The sequence below is a fragment of the Streptomyces sp. LZ34 genome, from assembly GCF_053890475.1.
In genome coordinates this window covers 4314479-4332698 of the sequence record NZ_CM132680.1, presented here as the reverse complement: position 1 = coordinate 4332698, position 18220 = coordinate 4314479, and the positions used below count along the sequence as shown (strand labels likewise).

General features: G+C 69.9%; 16 protein-coding genes and 1 riboswitch. Of the genes, 8 read left to right on the top strand and 8 right to left on the bottom strand.

Annotated elements, in window-relative coordinates; genetic code table 11:
- The first annotated feature begins 278 nt into the window (after positions 1-278).
- Positions 279-1517, top strand: coding sequence for an ROK family transcriptional regulator (locus ACWY4P_RS16930; protein WP_456212947.1), 1239 nt, complete (start codon positions 279-281; stop codon positions 1515-1517).
- Between the two features lie 284 nt (positions 1518-1801).
- Here the strand turns inward: ACWY4P_RS16930 and ACWY4P_RS16925 are convergent, their stop codons facing one another.
- The 7 genes from ACWY4P_RS16925 to gcvT all read right to left on the bottom strand — a co-directional run bounded on the left by ACWY4P_RS16925 (position 1802) and on the right by gcvT (position 7930).
- On the bottom strand, positions 1802-2170 hold the full coding sequence (locus tag ACWY4P_RS16925; protein ID WP_456212946.1) for a Uma2 family endonuclease: 369 nt from the start codon (positions 2168-2170) through the stop codon (positions 1802-1804).
- Between the two features lie 27 nt (positions 2171-2197).
- Positions 2198-2581 carry a nucleotidyl transferase AbiEii/AbiGii toxin family protein gene (locus ACWY4P_RS16920; protein ID WP_456211378.1) on the bottom strand — a complete coding sequence of 128 codons (384 nt, stop codon included), beginning with the start codon at positions 2579-2581 and terminating at the stop codon, positions 2198-2200.
- Positions 2581-3195 (bottom strand): type IV toxin-antitoxin system AbiEi family antitoxin domain-containing protein, encoded by a 615-nt coding sequence (locus tag ACWY4P_RS16915; RefSeq protein ID WP_456211377.1) that lies wholly within the window; start codon positions 3193-3195, stop codon positions 2581-2583. Before ACWY4P_RS16915 ends, ACWY4P_RS16920 begins: the two co-directional genes overlap by 1 nt.
- Positions 3196-3436: 241 nt before the next feature.
- The gene (locus ACWY4P_RS16910; RefSeq protein ID WP_456211376.1) at positions 3437-4867 is read right to left on the bottom strand and encodes an L-serine ammonia-lyase; all 1431 of its coding nucleotides are present in this window, start codon (positions 4865-4867) and stop codon (positions 3437-3439) included.
- Between the two features lie 97 nt (positions 4868-4964).
- Positions 4965-6230: a serine hydroxymethyltransferase gene (gene glyA, locus ACWY4P_RS16905; RefSeq protein ID WP_456211375.1), complete on the bottom strand. Its 1266-nt coding sequence runs from the start codon at positions 6228-6230 to the stop codon at positions 4965-4967.
- A 24-nt stretch (positions 6231-6254) separates the two neighbouring features.
- Entirely contained in the window at positions 6255-6635 is a 381-nt protein-coding gene (gcvH, locus tag ACWY4P_RS16900) for a glycine cleavage system protein GcvH (RefSeq protein WP_456211374.1), read from the bottom strand.
- 140 nt (positions 6636-6775) lie between these two features.
- Complete coding sequence (gcvT, locus tag ACWY4P_RS16895; protein ID WP_456211373.1) at positions 6776-7930, bottom strand: glycine cleavage system aminomethyltransferase GcvT; 1155 nt, start codon at positions 7928-7930, stop codon at positions 6776-6778.
- Positions 7931-8116: 186 nt separating this feature from the next.
- Positions 8117-8227, bottom strand: a riboswitch (glycine riboswitch).
- A gap of 362 nt (positions 8228-8589) precedes the next feature.
- Between gcvT and ACWY4P_RS16890 the strand changes: the two genes are divergently transcribed.
- A complete protein-coding gene (locus ACWY4P_RS16890) occupies positions 8590-9288 on the top strand; it encodes an AAA family ATPase (protein ID WP_456211372.1) in 699 nt (232 codons plus the stop codon).
- Positions 9289-9316: 28 nt separating this feature from the next.
- Here the strand turns inward: ACWY4P_RS16890 and ACWY4P_RS16885 are convergent, their stop codons facing one another.
- Positions 9317-10717, bottom strand: a complete 1401-nt coding sequence (locus ACWY4P_RS16885; protein WP_456211371.1) for a hypothetical protein — start codon at positions 10715-10717, stop codon at positions 9317-9319.
- A gap of 246 nt (positions 10718-10963) precedes the next feature.
- On the opposite strand from ACWY4P_RS16885, the gene ACWY4P_RS16880 reads away from it, so the two are divergent.
- The 6 genes from ACWY4P_RS16880 (at position 10964) to ACWY4P_RS16855 (ending at position 18215) form a co-directional block, all read left to right on the top strand.
- Positions 10964-11776, top strand: coding sequence for an enhanced serine sensitivity protein SseB (locus ACWY4P_RS16880; RefSeq protein WP_456211370.1), 813 nt, complete (start codon positions 10964-10966; stop codon positions 11774-11776).
- Between the two features lie 144 nt (positions 11777-11920).
- Positions 11921-12688, top strand: a complete 768-nt coding sequence (locus ACWY4P_RS16875; protein ID WP_456212945.1) for an enhanced serine sensitivity protein SseB C-terminal domain-containing protein — start codon at positions 11921-11923, stop codon at positions 12686-12688.
- Between the two features lie 315 nt (positions 12689-13003).
- On the top strand, positions 13004-14008 hold the full coding sequence (locus tag ACWY4P_RS16870; RefSeq protein WP_456211369.1) for an ABC transporter permease: 1005 nt from the start codon (positions 13004-13006) through the stop codon (positions 14006-14008).
- Between the two features lie 131 nt (positions 14009-14139).
- Positions 14140-15936, top strand: coding sequence for an ABC transporter substrate-binding protein (locus tag ACWY4P_RS16865; protein ID WP_456211368.1), 1797 nt, complete (start codon positions 14140-14142; stop codon positions 15934-15936).
- A gap of 156 nt (positions 15937-16092) precedes the next feature.
- The gene (locus tag ACWY4P_RS16860) at positions 16093-17067 is read left to right on the top strand and encodes an ABC transporter permease (protein ID WP_456211367.1); all 975 of its coding nucleotides are present in this window, start codon (positions 16093-16095) and stop codon (positions 17065-17067) included.
- Positions 17064-18215, top strand: coding sequence for an ABC transporter ATP-binding protein (locus ACWY4P_RS16855; RefSeq protein WP_456211366.1), 1152 nt, complete (start codon positions 17064-17066; stop codon positions 18213-18215). Before ACWY4P_RS16860 ends, ACWY4P_RS16855 begins: the two co-directional genes overlap by 4 nt.
- Positions 18216-18220 lie beyond the last annotated feature (5 nt).

Sequence of the window (18220 nt, the reverse complement as noted above, 5' to 3'; positions counted from 1 at the left end):
GCGAAACCTGAGGGAAAGCCGCGATGGCGTGAGCATGTCGTGCGGGCCGCTTAGCTCGACGATCCCCTGCGACCTGGCCTTCTCTGGCCTGCTTGGTGGCGATAGCTAAATCCAATTGATGGATGAAGTCAATGCTTCCGGTATGTAAAGTTCCGTTACGAACGGCGGCACGGGCGCATACCCTGTCGCGTACGCCGATGGGGTGCTCGGCCTAGGGCGACAGGACAAGACCACGGCACGACACGACATGAGGTGTGGCAGGTGACCGACAGGTGACGATGCTCGGTGGGACGAACCTGCCGCGGGTCGGCGGGTACAACCAGGCCGTCGTGCTGGACGCTATCCGGACCGGCGGCCCGGTGAGCCGGGTCGAGTTGGCCGGCCTCACCGGCCTGACCAACCAGACCGTCTCGAACGTCGTCCGCAAGCTGCTCGACATCGGCCTTGTCACGGAGTCCGGCCATGCCCCGTCCAACGGCGGCAAGCGCCGCACCCTGCTGTCCCCCCGCCCCGACGGCGCGTACGCGCTCGGTGTCCACCTCGACCCCGACACGGCCGTCATCGTCCTGGCCAACCTGGCCGGAGAAGTGATCAGCAGTCGTCGACTGCGGCTCACCGCCCCGAGCGACCCCGCCGACGTCGTCGACCGCGTCGCTCGCGCGGCGCTGCGGCTGGTCGCCCGGTCGGAGGTCGACGCCTCCCGGCTGCTGGGCCTGGGCATCGCCGCGCCCGGACCGATCGACGGCTCCGCGGGCGCCGTCGTCTCCCCGCCGAACCTGCCCGGCTGGGGCCACGTGCCCCTGGTGGAGATGTTCGCCGAGGCCACCGGTATGCCCGTCGCGCTGGACAACGACGCGACGGCCGCCGCCATCGGGGAGCGCTGGATCGGTGGCAAGGCCAGGGCCGGCAGCTTCCTGTTCGTCTACCTGGGCACCGGTATCGGCGCCGGCATCGTGCTCAACAACACCGTCCTGCACGGGGATTCGGGAAACGCCGGCGAGTTCGGCCACATGGCCGTTGAACCCGGCGACCGGGTCTGCCACTGCGGCGGCACGGGTTGTCTGGGACCCTACTGCAGCCCGTCCGCGATCATCGACGACCTGCTGCGCCGCCACGGGCGGCCCGCGGCCGACCGGATCGGCCTGGTCTGCACCCCGGACTCCCTGCACAGCGACTGGAAGACCCTGCGCCGGGCCGCCCGAACCGGCGACCCGGGCGCCCTCGATGTCGTACGCCGCGCTGCCCGCCGCATCGGCCAGGCCGCCCGGGGAGCCGTCAGCCTGCTCGACGTCGGCCGGATCGTCCTCGGCGGCGAGGCGCTGCGCGGTATCGAGCCCCTCATGCGGGAGGAGATCGACAAGGCCGTCAACGCCACGTCCGTGGCCCGTGTCATCCGACCCATAGCGATCGAGCAGAGCGTCATCGGCGACACCGTCGGCGCCGTGGGCGCCGCGTCACTCGTCCTGCACGGCAACTACGCGCCCGGTTGGCGCATGCTCACGGACGCCCCCGGCTGACGCTGTCGACCTGACCCGTCGACCTGGCGGGCCCGGCGGGCTGGGTCGCAGAAGGACGCGCACAACGGCACCACCGAGATAGAGCCAGCCAACCCCGCGTGCGCGGGGCGGACCGGCTGCTGGCGGAGGAGCTACCCACCGGGACCGAGCTATCCCCGCGTGCGCGGGGCGGACGACGGCGATGGCTGCAACACCCGCGCCGAGGTGGAGCTATTTCCGCGTGTGCGGGGCGGACCTTTTGTGAGCTGCGGCGTTAGCAGACGCGGCTGCCATATTCGCTCACTTCATGTTGTGGGTACGACCCTCAGGGGAGCGCGGGGTGCCCTCAGCGGGCGTCTGCTTCCGGCTCCTACAGGGGGAGTTCGTCGAGGTCGAGGGTGAAGGTGCGGCCGTCGGCCAGCGGGATGGGGAGCTTGCCTGTGCCGTATGCGCGTGTGTGGGCCGTGCTGTAGCCGCTTGCGGTGGGCTCGGTGTGCAGGAACTTCCCGAGCGTAGGGGTCCACGACCAAGTAGATAGGGATGCCGTAGCGGCCGTACTTCGCGGTGCAGTCGTCGTAGTCCTTGCGCGCCGAGGAGGTCGAGACGACCTCCGAGATCAGAAGGACGTCCTCGAAGCTGTAACACTTGCCCTCTCGGCGTGCGTCTTCGCGCAGGATGGCCAGGTCGGGTGCGGAGTCTAGTCAATGGCGCAGACCGTGGTACTCGTCTTCCTCGCGGATGGGGACGGTCTTGAGCGTCGTGGGGTCGAATGTGACCCCGTCGTCGACCTCGGTGCCGGAGATCGTGGCGATCCTGCGGATGATCTCGGCTTCGTTGGCGGGAAACGCGCGGCCGAGGATGTCGATGTCACGGGTCATCCGGCGGGCGCCGAACTGGGCGAGCAATAGGCCGCCCTTGAGGACGAAGTGTTCCTGGCCGAGGGGCGATGCGGACAGGCGGTAGAGAAAGCGTTCGAGTACGTACTTGACCATGATCTCGTCGGTGGACCGGCTGCTGCGGCGGGCCAGGTTGCGCAGGTCGTTGTAGACCCGGCCGGCGGTGGTGTCGCGAGTCGGGTTGACCATCAGGCGAGCACCGCCTCTACGGCGGGGCGGACGACGGACAGCGCGCCCAATTCGCGGGCGATGTCCTGAAGTTCACTGACTCCGCCACGTCCGTTGCGGCGTAGGTAGCGGCCGAGCGCGGACAGGGCGAGGGTCTCGCCGATGCGGCTGCGATGTCGCATCGCGTCGACGACGCTGCGGGCGGGGCTGTATATGGGGATCGTCTCTCCCGGTGCTGCTTCGAACTGTTCGATGCCGAGGCTGAAGGTCTTGGCGGCGTACTGGGCCACTACGGTCGGCGGATAGGAGATCGTGGGGCGGCGTGAACCCCGTGGCACGGCGATGTGCACTGCTGAGGGGATGTCGTCGATCAGTTCGTGCAGGGCCAGGGCTGACTCACCGCACACGACCGCGCGAGGGGCTCGTGCGCACACGGCCAAGAGGTCCGCATGTGCGGTCTCCGGTGCGTCGGCCCGCCGATACACGCCACGGGACAGTTCGTCTATCTCCCCCGCCGCAACCAAGGACGCCAGGTCGCGGGGTGACAGCAAAGCCTGACGCGCCTGTGCTGTGGTGAAGGTGGCGGAGAGCCCGGCCAGCCGTTGCTCCAGGCGCGAGCTTTCCACGGCATTCATGTATCAAATGGCACCCACAAATCCCTCGGAGGGGATCGATTTGATGCAGCCTGTCGGTGCGGTGACGGTGGGCCGCTCGGACGGCGGGGGTCCGGCGTGCGGTGACCGCCGCGAACCTCCAGGTCAGACGCCCGTCTCGAGGGGATTTCCCCGGGGACTTTTCGGGGACTTTCCGCCGCGTAAGCAGGGAAGGCCCTGACAGCGCTGAAAGTTACGAACACGCTGGTCAGGGCCTGTTTCCCTAGCACTCGATGACGTTCACCGCGAGCCCGCCCCGCGCCGTCTCCTTGTACTTGACCTTCATGTCGGCGCCCGTCTCCTTCATGGTCTTGATGACCTTGTCGAGGGAGACGTGGTGCCGCCCGTCCCCGCGCAGCGCCATACGGGCCGCCGTGACGGCCTTCACCGAGGCCATGCCGTTGCGCTCGATGCAGGGGATCTGGACGAGGCCGCCGACCGGGTCGCAGGTGAGGCCGAGGTTGTGTTCCATGCCGATCTCGGCGGCGTTCTCGACCTGCTCGGGGGTGCCGCCGAGGACCTCGGCGAGGCCGCCGGCGGCCATGGAGCAGGCGGAGCCGACCTCGCCCTGGCAGCCGACCTCGGCGCCGGAGATGGAGGCGTTCTCCTTGAAGAGCATGCCGATGGCGCCCGCGGCGAGGAGGAAGCGAACGATGCCGTCGTCGCGGGAGCCGGCGGCGGAGTTGGTGTCCGAGCCGGTGTCCGAGCTGGTGTCCGAGCCGGGCACGAAGTGTGTGTAGTAGTGGAGGACGGCGGGGATGATGCCGGCCGCGCCATTGGTGGGGGCGGTGACCACGCGGCCGCCGGCGGCGTTCTCCTCGTTGACGGCCATGGCGTACAGGGTGACCCACTCCATGGCGCGGGTGGCCGGGTCGCCCTCGGCGCGCAGCGCGCGGGCGGCGGTGGCGGCTCGGCGGCGGACCTTGAGGCCGCCGGGGAGGATGCCCTCGCGGGACAGGCCGCGCTCGACGCAGCCCCGCATGACCTGCCAGATCTCCAGCAGTCCCGCGCGGATCTCCGCCTCGGTGCGCCAGGCCTTCTCGTTCTCGAGCATGAGGGCGGAGATGGACAGGCCGGTCTCATGGGAGAGGCGCAGCAGCTCGTCGCCGGTGCGGAAGGGGTACTTCAGGACGGTGTCGTCGAGCTTGATGCGGTCCGCGCCGACCGCGTCCTCGTCCACGACGAAGCCGCCGCCGACGGAGTAGTACGTCTTCTCCAGGAGGGGGAGGCCGTCGGCGTCGTACGCGAACAGGGTCATGCCGTTGGCGTGGTACGGCAGTGAGCGGCGGCGGTGCAGGACCAGCTCGGCGGACTCGTCGAAGTCGATCTCGTGCTCGGCGCCGATCTCCGCGCCGAGCAGCCGCAGCCGCTTGGCGGTACGGATGCGGGCCACCTCGTCGTCGGCGGTCTCGACGTCCACGGTGCGCGGCGAGTTGCCCTCGAGGCCGAGGAGGACGGCCTTGGGGGTGCCGTGGCCGTGGCCGGTGGCGCCGAGGGAGCCGAAGAGCTCGGCGCGTACGGCGGCGGTGTGGGCGAGCAGGCCGTCGTTCTTCAGCCGGCGGACGAACATTCTCGCGGCCCGCATGGGGCCGACCGTATGGGAGCTGGACGGACCGATGCCGATCGAGAAGAGGTCGAAGACGGAGATGGCCACCGGTGAACTCCTTGCGTCTGCACGGTGGGTGCGTGCGTGGTGGTGCGGGTGTGCGGGGGCGCTGGGGGTGTGCGCCCCCGCACACCTTCGGGGCCCGTTACTTCTTGAGGTCCGGGTACAGCGGGTGCTTGTCGGCGAGCGCGGTGACGCGCGCCTTGAGCGCCTCCGCGTCGTGCGACGGCTTGAGCGCCTCGGCGATGATGTCGGCGACCTCGCGGAAGTCGTCGGCGGTGAAGCCGCGGGTGGCCAGCGCCGGGGTGCCGATGCGCAGGCCGGAGGTGACCATCGGGGGGCGCGGGTCGTTCGGGATGGCGTTGCGGTTGACCGTGATGCCGATCTCGTGGAGGCGGTCCTCGGCCTGCCGGCCGTCCAGCTCCGAGTCGCGCAGGTCGACCAGGACGAGGTGGACGTCGGTGCCGCCGGACAGCACGGAGACCCCGGCCTTGGCCACGTCGGGCTGGGTGAGCCGCTCGGCCAGCAGCTTGGCGCCTTCGAGGGTGCGCTGCTGGCGGTCCTTGAAGTCCTCGCCCGCCGCGATCTTGAAGGCCACCGCCTTCGCCGCGACCACGTGCTCCAGCGGGCCGCCCTGCTGACCGGGGAAGACCGCGGAGTTGATCTTCTTGGCCAGCTCGGCCGTGGAGAGGATCACGCCGCCGCGCGGGCCGCCGAGGGTCTTGTGGGTGGTGGTGGTGACCACATGGGCGTGCGGCACCGGGGAGGGGTGCAGCCCGGCCGCGACCAGGCCGGCGAAGTGGGCCATGTCCACCATGAGGTACGCGCCGACCTCGTCCGCGATCCGGCGGAAGGCCGGGAAGTCCAGCTGGCGCGGGTACGCCGACCAGCCCGCGATCACCAGCTTGGGGCGGTGCTCCTTGGCCAGCCGCTCGACCTCGTCCATGTCGACCAGGCCGGTCTCGACGTCCACGTGGTAGGGCACCACGTTGTAGAGCTTGCCGGAGAAGTTGATCTTCATCCCGTGGGTGAGGTGACCGCCGTGCGCCAGGTTCAGGCCCAGGATGGTGTCACCGGGGGAGAGCAGGGCGAACATCGCGGCCGCGTTCGCCTGGGCGCCGGAGTGCGGCTGGACGTTGGCGGCCTCGGCGCCGAAGAGCGCCTTGACGCGGTCGATGGCGATCTGCTCGACCACGTCGACGTGCTCACAGCCGCCGTAGTAGCGGCGGCCCGGGTAGCCCTCGGCGTACTTGTTGGTCAGGACCGAGCCCTGGGCCTCCATGACCGCGACCGGAGCGAAGTTCTCCGAGGCGATCATCTCCAGGGTGGACTGCTGGCGGTGGAGTTCGGCGTCGACCGCGGCGGCTACGTCCGGGTCGAGCTCGTGCAGGGAGCTGTTGAGAAGCGACATCAGGGTCCCGATCGAAGGAGGGGTTCAGTTTTCGGCGAAGGCGGCGTACTCGTCGGCGGAGAGCAGTTCGTCCGGCTCGTCCGTCACCCTCACCTTGAACAGCCAGCCGCCCTCGAAGGGGGCGGAATTCACCAGCGCCGGGTCGTTCACCACGTCCTCGTTGATCTCGGTGACCTCGCCGGTGACCGGCGCGTACAGATCGCTGACGGACTTCGTGGACTCCAGCTCGCCGCAGGTCTCACCCGCGGTGACCGTCGTGCCGACCTCCGGGAGCTGGACGAAGACGACGTCGCCGAGCGAGTTGGCCGCGAACTCGGTGATGCCGACCGTCGACACACCGTCCTCGCCGGCGGCCGACAGCCACTCGTGCTCCTTGCTGTAACGCAGCTGCTGGGGGTTGTTCATGGTCCGATTCTCCTGGATACGGGGGGATGCTTGGGAAACGGGTCTTGCCTGGTGGGACAGGCGGTACGGGAGGGGCACCGCCCAGTGGTAGCTGGGGGAGTACGCACGGGGTGGCCCGGCGCCGCCGGCGGGCGGCGGGCTCAGCGCCGCTTGTAGAAGGGGAGGGCCACGACCTCGTACGGCTCATGGGTACCGCGGATGTCCACTGACACACCCGCCGTCCCCGGCGTGGCGTGCCCGGCGTCCACATACGCGATCGCGATCGGCTTGCCGAGGGTGGGCGAGGGCGCGCCCGAGGTGACCTCGCCGATCACCGCGCCGTCCGCGCCGATCACCGGGTACCCCGCACGCGGGACCCGGCGGCCCGCCGCGACCAGGCCGACCAGCACCCGCGGCGGATCGGTCTCGGCCCGGCGCGCCGCCGCCTCCAGGGCCGCGCGTCCGACGAAGTCACCGGGCTTGTCGAACTTCACCACCCGGCCGAGCCCCGCGTCGAAGGGCGTGGTCCGGCGGGTCAGCTCATGCCCGTACAGCGGCATCCCGGCCTCCAGACGCAGCGTGTCCCGGCAGGACAGCCCGCACGGCACCAGCCCGGCCGGGGCCCCCGCCTCGGTCAGCGCCTGCCACAGCCGCTCGGCGTCGTCCGGCGACACGAACAGCTCGAAGCCGTCCTCGCCCGTGTAGCCGGTACGGGCGATCAGCGCCGGGACGCCCGCGACCGTGCCGGGCAGGCCCGCGTAGTACTTGAGGCCGTCCAGATTGGCGTCGGTCAGGCCCTCCAGGATCGTGGGAGACGCCGGGCCCTGGACGGCGATCAGCGCATACGCGTCCCGGTCGTCCCGTACGGCCGCGTCCAGGCCCTCGGCGCGCTCGGTGAGCGCGTCCAGCACCACCTGGGCGTTCGAGGCGTTGGCGACCACCAGGAACTCCTGCTCGCCGAGGCGGTAGACGATCAGGTCGTCCAGGATGCCGCCCTGGGCGTCGCAGATCATGGTGTAGCGGGCGCGGCCGACGGCGAGCGCCGACAGATGGCCCACCAGCGCCCGGTCCAGGGCGGCGCCGGCCTGCGGGCCGGTGAGCGTGATCTCACCCATGTGGGAGAGGTCGAAGAGGCCGGCGCGGGTGCGCACCGCGGTGTGCTCGTCGCGCTCGCTCCCGTAGCGCAGCGGCATCTCCCAGCCGGCGAAGTCGGTCATGGTGGCGCCGAGCGCGCGGTGCACCGCGTCCAGGGCGGTATGGCGGGGGGTGGGCGGGGCGCCGGTCACGGATGTGTCGGGCATCGGGGCATCGGTCATGGGGGGCTGGCTCCAGGGCGGGACGGCGACGAGGACGACGAGGACGAGTCCTCCCCATCTGTCATCGGAACCTGAGAGGTTCGCCGTGACCCCTTCTCCCGGCCGACATCGTCGGCGTCATCGCGGAGAGCGGTCCGGCTTGCACCGTGGGTGGAGCCACGCCAGCGGCTCGCTTTTCAGATCTGCCTCGCCCGCGCGGTATCGGGGCCTGAGAGATTCAAGGGAGGACTTGCTCCTTCGGCGCCCCGGACGGCCGGCACTGCTGCCGGTGGCCGAGGACTCTCCCGCGCGGATTCAAGCGGCCGGTATGGAGTTGCGCGCAACATCATCGCACGTACGCCCGAGAAGGGAAGACCTGACCGGGTGGAACCGCTGTCGCCCCGGCCCCCCACTCACAGGCCCCACGCGCAGGCCGGACTCACCGGCCCCACTCACAGGCCCGACTCACAGGGCATGAATGCCCAGCCCACAGGGATACCACCTTGCTGGACATTACCTTTTCTTGACACTCTTCGGGAACGAGCCGCAGTGACCGACCTAGGAGGACGATCACGGTGCACGGGCAGGGTACGTACGCGACGACGACATGTGGGCCCCTGCCGGTGACGCAGGGAGCGGCGCCAACCGGAGGGGCGCTCAGGCCGGGGCGCCGGGCGCCCGTGCACGACCTGCGCGGCGGTGGCGACGCGGCCGAACGCAGGCCCGGGGCCGAGTCCGGGGCCAGGGCCGAGTCCGAATCCAGGTCCGAATCCGGGTCCGAGTCCGGGTCCGGGTCCGGGCCTGAGCCCAGGCCCGGGCCCGGCGCGCGCGAGCTGCGCTACCGCGCGGGGGACGTGGTGGTCGCCTCCGGGCTGCCCGGCAGCGGCAAGAGCACCATGATCGGCCGGGCCGTGCCCTGTCTGGACCAGAGTGGGGGCGCGGTGGTGCGGGTGGACTCGCAGGACACCCGCGAGCGCTGGGAGCGGCGGCTGCCCCGCTGGCTGCCGTACGCCCTCTACCGCCCGCTGGTGCGGTGCGCCCACTACGCCGGGCTGCGCCGGGCGCTGCGCTCGGGCGCGAGCGTCGTGGTGCACGACTGCGGCACGCTCTCCTGGGTCCGCCGCTGGCTGGCCCGCGACGCCCGGCGCACCGGCCGTCGGCTGCACATGGTGCTGCTGGACGTCGGGGCCGCGGTGGCGCTGGAGGGACAGGCCGCCCGCGGCCGTGAGGTCTCCCGCTACGCCTTCGGGCGCCACCGCCGCGCGGTGGGGCGGCTGGTCGCCGCCGCGGAGGGCGGGCGGCCGCCCGAAGGCTGCGCCTCGGTGGCGCTGCTGGATCGGACGGCCGCGAGCGCGCTGCGCCGCATCGGCTTCGAGTGACGCGCGGCGGGACGGTGGAGCGCAGCCGTCACGGAGCCTGGTCGACGGCGGCCTCCACCGGGTGAGGCAGCGGCATGGGGGCCACGGAGTCGTCCTCGGCCACCTTGGGCGCGGCGGACTCGACGGCGGACATCGGGGTGGCGGCCGTCGTGGTGGGCCTCTGGGTACCCGGCTTCTTGACGTCCGGTCTCGTGCTGGGCTTGTGGGCGCCGGGCTCAGGGGCGGCGGGCTTGTCGGTGCCGGGCTTGTCGGTGCCGGGCATGTCGGCGCCAGGCACGTCGGTGCCGGGGGCTTCGGGGGCGTCGGGCTGCGTGCTCGGCGTCATGGCGCCGGGCTTGGTGCCAGGCTCGGGGACGCCGGGCTTGGTGTCGTGCTTCTTCGCCTCCGGCTTCTTCGCCTCCTGCTTCTTGGCGTCGTGCTTCTTGCCGTGGTCCTTCTTTCCGTGCTCGGCGGCGCCGGGCTTCGTGCCGGGCTCGGGGGTGGTGCGCTCCGGGGCGGCCGTCATCGTGACGGGCTTCCGGTCGGCGAGCGCGGACGCCTCGTCGGCGAGGGTCGACGCCTCGTCCGGGAGCGGCAGCATCGGGGGCAGCATCGGCTGGTTCATCCCCGGGAGCGGGCCCATGATGGCGCTGATCAGCCCCATGATGGCGTCGGCGATGCGAGGGAGCGCCGCGGTGGCCGTGGCTTCGTCGCCGGTGGCGACGGCGTCCAGCAGGTCGTCGATCGCCCGCTGGAGCGCGTCCAGCGGGTCCGTCGAGATGTCCGTGGGCTCGACCTGAACGGCGTACGGCGGCGTCTCGGCCTGCCCCTGCCCGGCGGCCTGCCCTTGCTCGGCGGCCTGCGGCGGCACGGTGATCTGGCCCGGAGCCTGGCTCTGGTTCTGGCCCGGCGCCTGGCCTTGGTCCTGGTCCTGCCCCTGGTCCTGCCCCTGGTTCTGGCCCTGGCCCTGGTTTTGGCCCGCTTCGGGGTCGTCCGACGGCATCTGGTTCCGGCCGTGCTCCCGACCCTTGTCCTGGGTCTTGCCCTGGACCTTCTCCTTCTCCTTTACCTTCTCCTTTACCTGCGAAGCGGCCCGCGGGGTGCGGGCCGCTTCGGCGGACTTGCGGGCGGCCTTCACCGCGCTGTCGATCGCCGCCGCGTGCTTGACCAGCTCGGCTTCCGAGAGCATCCCGTCGGGGGCCTCCTCCACCGCCTTGGCCAGATCCACCACCCGCTCGAGGAGGACCCGCAGATCGCGCATGGCCTGGGTCTGGGCCGGACTCATCCGTGTGTCGGCGAGCGCCGCTGGGGTGGGGGCCGGGGCCTTGGCGCCGGCCGTGCCCCCGGATCCGCCGGCCGCGGCGGCGGCCAGGCCGGCGGTGCCGAACAGAAGAGAGCCGGCCATGACGGAGGTGACAAGGACTTCGGCCTTGCGGGACGCGCGGATCATGAGACCTTCCTTCGCTGTGGTGATGTATGGGCGTACTCGACACCACGGTGCGAAGAGCGCGAACTGTACGCAACTCGACGATTACGTTCTGAAGTGATCTGAAGCGGTCATAAGTCGTCCGCGTTCGGTCGTCGCCTCGCCCTCCACCTGGGGATTTGCTGTGGAGATCGGCGGCCCCCGATGCCGCCCGGCGATGCAGCCGTTAGGGTGCCTGTGCAGGTCCGACGAGATGGCGGTTGAACAGAAATGAGCATCCCGGAGCAGCACGGTCCAGTACCGGCTCACGGCGGGTTTCCTGACGGTGCGTTTTCTGCAGTTCCGGCGTTTCCGGCATTTCCGGGCAACGAGCTCGAAGAGGTGCTCGCCGCCTCGGTCGACGTCCCCGGCGCCGGCGCCCGCATCGTCGAGACCCTGGCCCGCAGCCGGATCTGGGTGCCGCTGCCCATGGGGGGCGGCCCGGACAGCAACGGCCTGGACCTGCCCACCATGGAGATCGAAGGCGGCGCATATGTGCCGGTGTTCAGCTCCGAACAGCAGTTCCTCCAGATCGTCGGCGCCCATATGGCGTTCACCGTCGCCCCGGCCGTCGAATTCGCCCGCGGCCTGCCGCCCCAGCTCGGCATCGCGGTGAACCCCGGCGGCGCGGTCGGCGTCCCGCTTCCGCCGCCGGCCGTGGCCGAGTTGTGCCGGACCGGGCGCAGCGAGCTGGACGGTCCGGCCACCGGCGGCCGGGTGCGTCTCTTCGAGCCGGACTGGCAGGAAGAACCGGTCGACTTTTTGGCGGCCGCCGGGCTCGAGTTCGGCAAGGTGGCCGGGGTGCGGACCGCCCGGCGCGCGCTGGCCAGCGTCGAGGGGGAGCCGCCCGCGCTGTTCGTCGGCGTCGAGCTGGACCTTCCGGGGCCGGAAGGCCAGGCCACCGCGGTGGAGGCGCTCGGTCGCGCGCTCGGCACCGTACCGTTGCCGTGGACGGTCCAGCTCGTTCTGCTGGACATCGCCCAGGACCCGGTGGCGGACTGGATGCGCGAGCGGGTGCGACCGTTCTACGACCGTGACCGCTGAGTCGCCCGGGAGACCACTGTAAAGGCCCGTAAGCTGGTTGGATGACCGGTGGCGGGGCGCGGTCGCGCGCCCCTGCCCAGGTGTGTGGACAGGTCGAGAGAGGGGCGGACCCAGGTGAGCGCGGGAGGCGGCCACGTCGAGCGGATGATTCAGCAGGTCGCTCCCGGCCGGTACGACGCCTACGAGTCGCTGCTGTACGCGCTCGCCGACGGCCAGGTCTGGATGCTGCTGTGGCACGGCACCCCCGGCTCACCCGACGCGCAGTACGGAAACATGGACGTCGCCGGGCTCGGCTACGCCCCCTGTGTGACCTCCGTCCAGGAGCTCGCCGCCAGCGGCTGGAACCGCGCCCATGAGGTGGTGGGCGGCCGTCAGATCGCGTCCTCGCTCTTCCCCGACCGCTACGGCCTGTGGCTCAATCCGCATGCCCCCGGCGGCGGCATCGGCATCCCCTGGCTCGATCTGCGCAGAATCGCCTGCGGTATGGACCGGCTGCCCGCCGGGCCACTGCGGCTCAGCGAGCCCGCCATAGAAATCCCCCAGTTCTACGCCCTCTTGGGGCAGAACGCGCACCGCACGCCCGCGGTGCGGTCGCTGCGCCGCGCCTGGGTGCAGCCCGCGCTCGGCGCGCCGTATCTGGCGATCGGGCTCGACCTGTACGACACCGGCGCCGCGGGCGCGGAGGCCGCGCGGGTGATGATGGGCCAGTCGATCGGCGCGGTGCCCGACGGGCTGCCGGTTTCCACGGTCGCGATGTCCGACGAGTACGACCCGGTGGCGATGTGGATGCGGGCCAACGCCCGCCCGTTCTTCGACCGTGACGCCTACGGGGCGGCCCAGCCGGCCCCCTCGTACGGCTATCCGCCGCCGCACGGCGGCCGGCAGTCGGGACCCGCGCCGAGCACCTGGTAACACCCCTGCCACCACCCCGGTAACGGTCCTGTTAACCGGACGGTTCGCACCGCTGAGCGGAGTCGCGGTCCGGATAACGGAACACCCCTCACCACATCACGGTTAGGCATCCATTACCCGGATGGGCTGGCGGGTGATCACGAACGCGATGAAGACTCCCGCAACGGGAGGTGTCCGTACCTGCGGGTAGTGCGCGCTTCCCCTTCACGAAACTTCCGCACCACGAGCACGATATTCACCTGCGTTTGTGAACCACGCCGCTACAGCGGCAGGTCGTGGGCCGGTCACCACCGGTCGAGAGGGGTCCCCACCACGATGACGGCACCATTGCACGACACGAGCACGGATGCGGCACCGGCCGCACCCGTCGATGTCGCGGCGGATGTAGTCAAAGCCTCGGTCGAGGGGCGGTCGCTGCGTCAGATCGCCTGGATGCGCCTGAAGCGGGACAAGCTGGCGCTGGCCGGCGGGGCCGTGGTCGTCCTCCTGGTGCTGGTGGCCGTCTTCGCGCCGCTGATCGTGAGCGTGCTGGGGCATCCGCCCAATGAGTTCCACCAGGAGGAGATCGACCCGCTGTTCGGCACCCCGAAGGGCTCCTGGGGCGGTATCAGCTCCGACTTCCTCTTCGGCGTCGAACCGTCCAACGGCCGCGATGTGTTCAGCCGGATCGTCTACGGCGCGCGGATCTCGCTGCTGGTGGCCTTCCTCGCGGCGGTCGTCGCCGTGGTGCTGGGGACTGTCTTCGGCGTCATCGCGGGGTATTTCGGCGGCTGGGTTGACACCGTTATCAGCCGGGTGATGGACATGCTGCTGGCCTTCCCGCAGCTGCTGTTCATCATCTCCCTGGTCTCGGTGCTGCCGAACGATCTGCTGGGGCTGTCCGGCAGCGGGGTGCGCATCGCGATCCTGGTCTCCGTGATCGGCTTCTTCGGCTGGCCGTACGTCGGCCGCATCGTGCGCGGCCAGACGCTGTCCCTGCGCGAGAAGGAGTACGTCGAGGCGGCGCGCAGCCTGGGCGCGGGCCGGCGCTACATCCTCTTCCGGGAGCTGCTGCCCAACCTGGTCGCGCCCATCACCGTCTACGCCACGCTGATGATCCCCACGAACATTCTCACCGAGGCGGCGCTCAGCTTCCTGGGCGCGGGCGTGAAGCCGCCGACCGCGTCCTGGGGGCAGATGCTCTCCGATGCCGTCGGCACCTACAAGGACGACCCGATGTTCATGATCATTCCGGGTCTGGCGATCTTCATCACCGTGCTGGCGTTCAACCTCTTCGGCGACGGCGTCCGAGACGCCCTCGACCCGAAGGGGACGCGTTGATGGCGCCCCGCGCGACCGCGGCCCAGCCGCACCGAAACGAATCTGCCCTTGCCGCACCTGTCAGGCGGCGGTCACCCGATGGTTCCCCGGCGCCATGCCAAGGACCGATATCCCGGAGGTTGCACGAAACAATGAAACCCCTACGTTCGTCGAGAAGTAGGCGGATCGCCGGTGCGGCGGTCGTCGTCGGGGCCCTGATGGCCACCGCGGCCTGCGGTGGTGGCAAGGACGACGACAAGGGCGAGGGCGCCGGGTTCAACGCCGCGACGAAGGGCATCGCCAACGCGTCGACCAAAACGGGCGGCACGCTCAAGTTCATCAACAAGCAGGACTTCGACTCGCTCGACCCGCAGCGCCAGTACTACGGCTTCGCCTGGGACTTTTCGCGCTTCTACGCGCGCCAACTGATCACCTACGCCCCCAAGCCGGGCAAGGCGAGCAACGAGCTGGTCCCCGACCTGGCCACGTCCAACGCCAAGATCACCGACGGCGGCAAGACCTACACGTACACCCTGCGTGACGGGATCACCTGGGAGGACGGCTCGCCGATCACCGCCCAGGACGTCAAGTACGGCATCGAGCGCATCTGGGCCAAGGACCTCATCTCCGGCGGTCCGGCCTATCTGCGCCAGGTCCTGGACCCCGATGGCAAGTACAAGGGGCCCTACAAGGACAAGACCAAGGACAAGCTGGGCCTGAAGGCGATCGAGACGCCGGACGCGAAGACCATCATCTTCCGTCTGCCCAAGCCCAACGGTGACTTCGAGCAGATGCTGGCGATGCCCACCGGCTCGCCCGTCAAGGCGTCCAAGGACACCGGCGCCCAGTACACCAACCAGCCCTTCTCCTCCGGCCCGTACAAGGTCCAGTCGTACAAGCCGGGCAAGGGCGCGGTACTGGTCCGCAACCCCAAGTGGAACAAGGCGTCCGACCCGATCCGCCCGGCCCTGCCGGACAAGGTCACGGTGACCCTCAACTCCAACCTCGATGCCGTCGACGAGCTGCTGATCAAGGGCGACTACGACGTCTTCCTCAGCGCCACCGGCATGGGCCAGGCCGGCCGCAGCGAGGCGCTCAAGCAGCACAAGGGCAACGTCGACAACATCGAGACGAGCTTCGTCCGGTACGTCGACTTCGCCACCAAGGTCAAGCCGTTCGACAACATCCACTGCCGCAAGGCGGTCTTCTACGCCACCGACTACACGTCGCTGCAGACCATTCGCGGTGGCCCGCAGGCCGCCGGTGACATCGCCACCACCATGCTCCCCAAGAGCATCGCGGGCTGGGACGACTACGACCCGTACGGCGTCCTCGAGCGCACCAGCAAGACGGGCAAGAAGTACAAGGCGGCCATGAAGGCGGCCCAGGTCAAGGCCAAGGACGAGCTGAAGCAGTGCGGCAAGCCGGACGGCTTCTCCGCCAACATCGTCGCCCGTAACGACCAGCCGAACGAGGTCAAGGCCGCCGAGGCGCTGCAGGCGGCGCTGGGCGAGGTCGGCATCAAGCTCCAGGTCGAGAACATCGACGGTGCCTCCTCGGCGAGCGTCACCGGCTCCCCCTCGGTGATGAAGAAGCGCAACTTGGGTCTGTCCATGACCGGCTGGGGCCCCGACTTCCCGACCGGCCAGGGCTTCGAGCAGCCGCTGATCGACGGCCGCTTCATCCAGCAGACCGGTAACTACAACGTTTCCGAGACCAACGACCCGACGATCAACGGACTCTTCGACACGGCGCTCAAGGAGACCGACCCCGCCAAGGCCGGTGAGTCCTACAAGGCGATCAACCACAAGATCGTCGACCTGGCCGTGCAGATGCCCTTCCTCTACGAGAAGAACATCACCTGGCGCAGCTCCCGGCTGACGAACGCCTTCTCTTCGGCGGCCTACAACGGCCGTTACGACTACTCCCAGCTCGGCGTCGTCAAGTGATGGTTCGCCAAGCGACCGTCACACCCCACCATCGCCGAACCGTATAAGGCCCGAAGGGCAGGTGATGGCCGCGGGCGGTGGTCCGGGAGTCCCCTGATCGGGGGCTCCCGGGCCGCCGCCGGGCCGCGCACAGTGCTTGCATATGTCATCCGGCGCTTGTTCGCCGTCATCATGATGCTGTTGGTCGTCACACTCACGACCTTCGCCATCTTCTTCATGATCCCGAAGTGGGCCGGTTCCGATCCCGCGCTCCTCTTCGTCGGCAAACAGTCCGACCCGGAGGCCATCGAGGGCATCAGACAGAAGCTGAGCCTCGACGATCCGCTGCTGGTGCAGTTCTGGCACTTCATCGAGGGTCTGTTCGTCGGCCGCGACTATGCCAACGGCAACGATGTCACCCACTGCCCCGCGCCCTGCTTCGGCTACTCCTTCCGCACCGAGCAGGCGGTCTGGCCGCAGCTGACCGACGCCATGCCGGTCACCCTCTCGCTCGCCGCGGGCGCCTGTGTGCTGTGGCTGGTCGGCGGCGTCACCGCCGGCGTCGTCTCCGCGCTGCGCCGGGGCACCCTGTGGGACCGCGCGGCGATGGGCGTCGCCCTCGCCGGTGTCTCGCTCCCCATCTACTTCACCGGTCTGCTCTCCCTGGCCATCTTCAGCTACCAACTGGACTGGGTCGACGTGGACTACAGGGGGCTCACCGAGGATCCGGCCATGTGGTTCCAGAGCCTGATCCTCCCCTGGATCACCCTCGCGTTCCTCTACGCCGCGACCTACGCCCGGCTCACCCGCGCCACCATGCTGGAGATCATGGGCGAGGACTACATCCGCACGGCCCGCGCCAAGGGCCTGCGGGAGCGGGTGGTCATCGGACGGCACGCCATGCGCTCCACCTGGACGCCGATCCTCACCCTGCTCGGCCTGGACCTCGGCGCCCTGCTGGGCGGCGCGGTGCTGACCGAGTCCACCTACAACCTGCCAGGCCTCGGCCGACTCGCGGTGACCGCGATCGGCAACAAGGACCTGCCGGTCATCCTCGGCGTCACCTTGATGGCGGCCCTGTTCATCGTGGTGGCCAACCTCATCGTGGACCTTCTGTACGCCGTCGTCGACCCGCGAGTGAGGCTCGGATGACCGATATCGAAAAGTCCGGGATCGAAAAGTCCGGGATCGAGAAGACCGGCGATCTGCCGGCCACCGGCACCGCGCTCGGGGAGGTGGCCGCGGCCGGCTCCCCGGCCCCCACCACCTTCCTCGAGGTACGCGACCTCAAGGTCCACTTCCCGACGGACGACGGCCTGGTCAAGTCGGTGGACGGGCTCAGCTTCCGGCTGGAGAAGGGCAAGACGCTCGGCATCGTCGGCGAGTCCGGCTCCGGCAAGTCCGTCACCTCGATGGGCATCATGGGCCTGCACACCGCCGGGCAGTACGGTCGGCGCAAGGCGCAGATCTCCGGCGAGATCTGGCTGAACGGGCAGGAGCTGCTGGGCGCCGACCCGGACGAGGTGCGCAAGCTGCGCGGCCGTGAAATCTCGATGATCTTCCAGGATCCGCTGTCCGCGCTGCACCCCTACTACACCATCGGCCGTCAGATCTCCGAGGGGTACCGGGTCCACCACGACGTCACCAAGGACGTGGCCCGCAAGCGCGCCGTCGAGATGCTGGACCGCGTCGGCATCCCGCAGCCGGACAAGCGGGTGGACAGTTATCCGCACGAGTTCTCCGGCGGTATGCGCCAGCGCGCGATGATCGCGATGGCGCTGGTCAACAACCCCGAGCTGCTGATCGCCGACGAGCCGACCACCGCCCTGGACGTCACCGTGCAGGCGCAGATCCTCGACCTCATCCGGGATCTGCAGAAGGAGTTCGGCTCCGCGGTCATCATCATCACCCACGACCTGGGCGTCGTCGCCGAGCTCGCCGACGACCTCCTGGTGATGTACGGCGGCCGCTGCGTCGAGCGCGGCCCGGCCGAGAAGGTCTTCTACGAGCCCCAGCACCCCTACACCTGGGGCCTGCTCGGCTCGATGCCGCGTATCGACCGCGACCAGACCGAGCGCCTCATCCCGGTCAAGGGCTCCCCGCCCAGCCTGATCAACGTGCCGTCCGGCTGTGCCTTCCACCCGCGCTGCCCGTACGCCGATGTGCCCAAGGACAACATCACGCGCACGGAGCGGCCGGAGCTGCGTGAAGCCGGGGGCGGTGACCACTTCTCCGCGTGCCATATGACGCAGGAGGAGCGCACGCGGATCTGGACCGAAGAGATTGCGCCGAAGCTGTGACGGAC

Excerpts from the sequence above, each read along its gene's own strand:
- ACWY4P_RS16855 (WP_456211366.1), top strand. The coding sequence starts at position 17,064 with ATGACCGATATCGAAAAGTCCGGGATCGAAAAGTCCGGGATCGAGAAG.
- ACWY4P_RS16920 (WP_456211378.1), bottom strand. The coding sequence starts at position 2,581 with ATGGTCAACCCGACTCGCGACACCACCGCCGGCCGGGTCTACAACGAC.
- gcvT (WP_456211373.1), bottom strand. The coding sequence starts at position 7,930 with ATGACCGATGCCCCGATGCCCGACACATCCGTGACCGGCGCCCCGCCC.
- ACWY4P_RS16915 (WP_456211377.1), bottom strand. The coding sequence starts at position 3,195 with ATGAATGCCGTGGAAAGCTCGCGCCTGGAGCAACGGCTGGCCGGGCTC.
- ACWY4P_RS16885 (WP_456211371.1), bottom strand. The coding sequence starts at position 10,717 with ATGATCCGCGCGTCCCGCAAGGCCGAAGTCCTTGTCACCTCCGTCATG.
- ACWY4P_RS16875 (WP_456212945.1), top strand. The coding sequence starts at position 11,921 with ATGATTCAGCAGGTCGCTCCCGGCCGGTACGACGCCTACGAGTCGCTG.
- glyA (WP_456211375.1), bottom strand. The coding sequence starts at position 6,230 with ATGTCGCTTCTCAACAGCTCCCTGCACGAGCTCGACCCGGACGTAGCC.
- ACWY4P_RS16865 (WP_456211368.1), top strand. The coding sequence starts at position 14,140 with ATGAAACCCCTACGTTCGTCGAGAAGTAGGCGGATCGCCGGTGCGGCG.
- ACWY4P_RS16930 (WP_456212947.1), top strand. The coding sequence starts at position 279 with ATGCTCGGTGGGACGAACCTGCCGCGGGTCGGCGGGTACAACCAGGCC.
- ACWY4P_RS16880 (WP_456211370.1), top strand. The coding sequence starts at position 10,964 with ATGAGCATCCCGGAGCAGCACGGTCCAGTACCGGCTCACGGCGGGTTT.
- gcvH (WP_456211374.1), bottom strand. The coding sequence starts at position 6,635 with ATGAACAACCCCCAGCAGCTGCGTTACAGCAAGGAGCACGAGTGGCTG.
- ACWY4P_RS16870 (WP_456211369.1), top strand. The coding sequence starts at position 13,004 with ATGACGGCACCATTGCACGACACGAGCACGGATGCGGCACCGGCCGCA.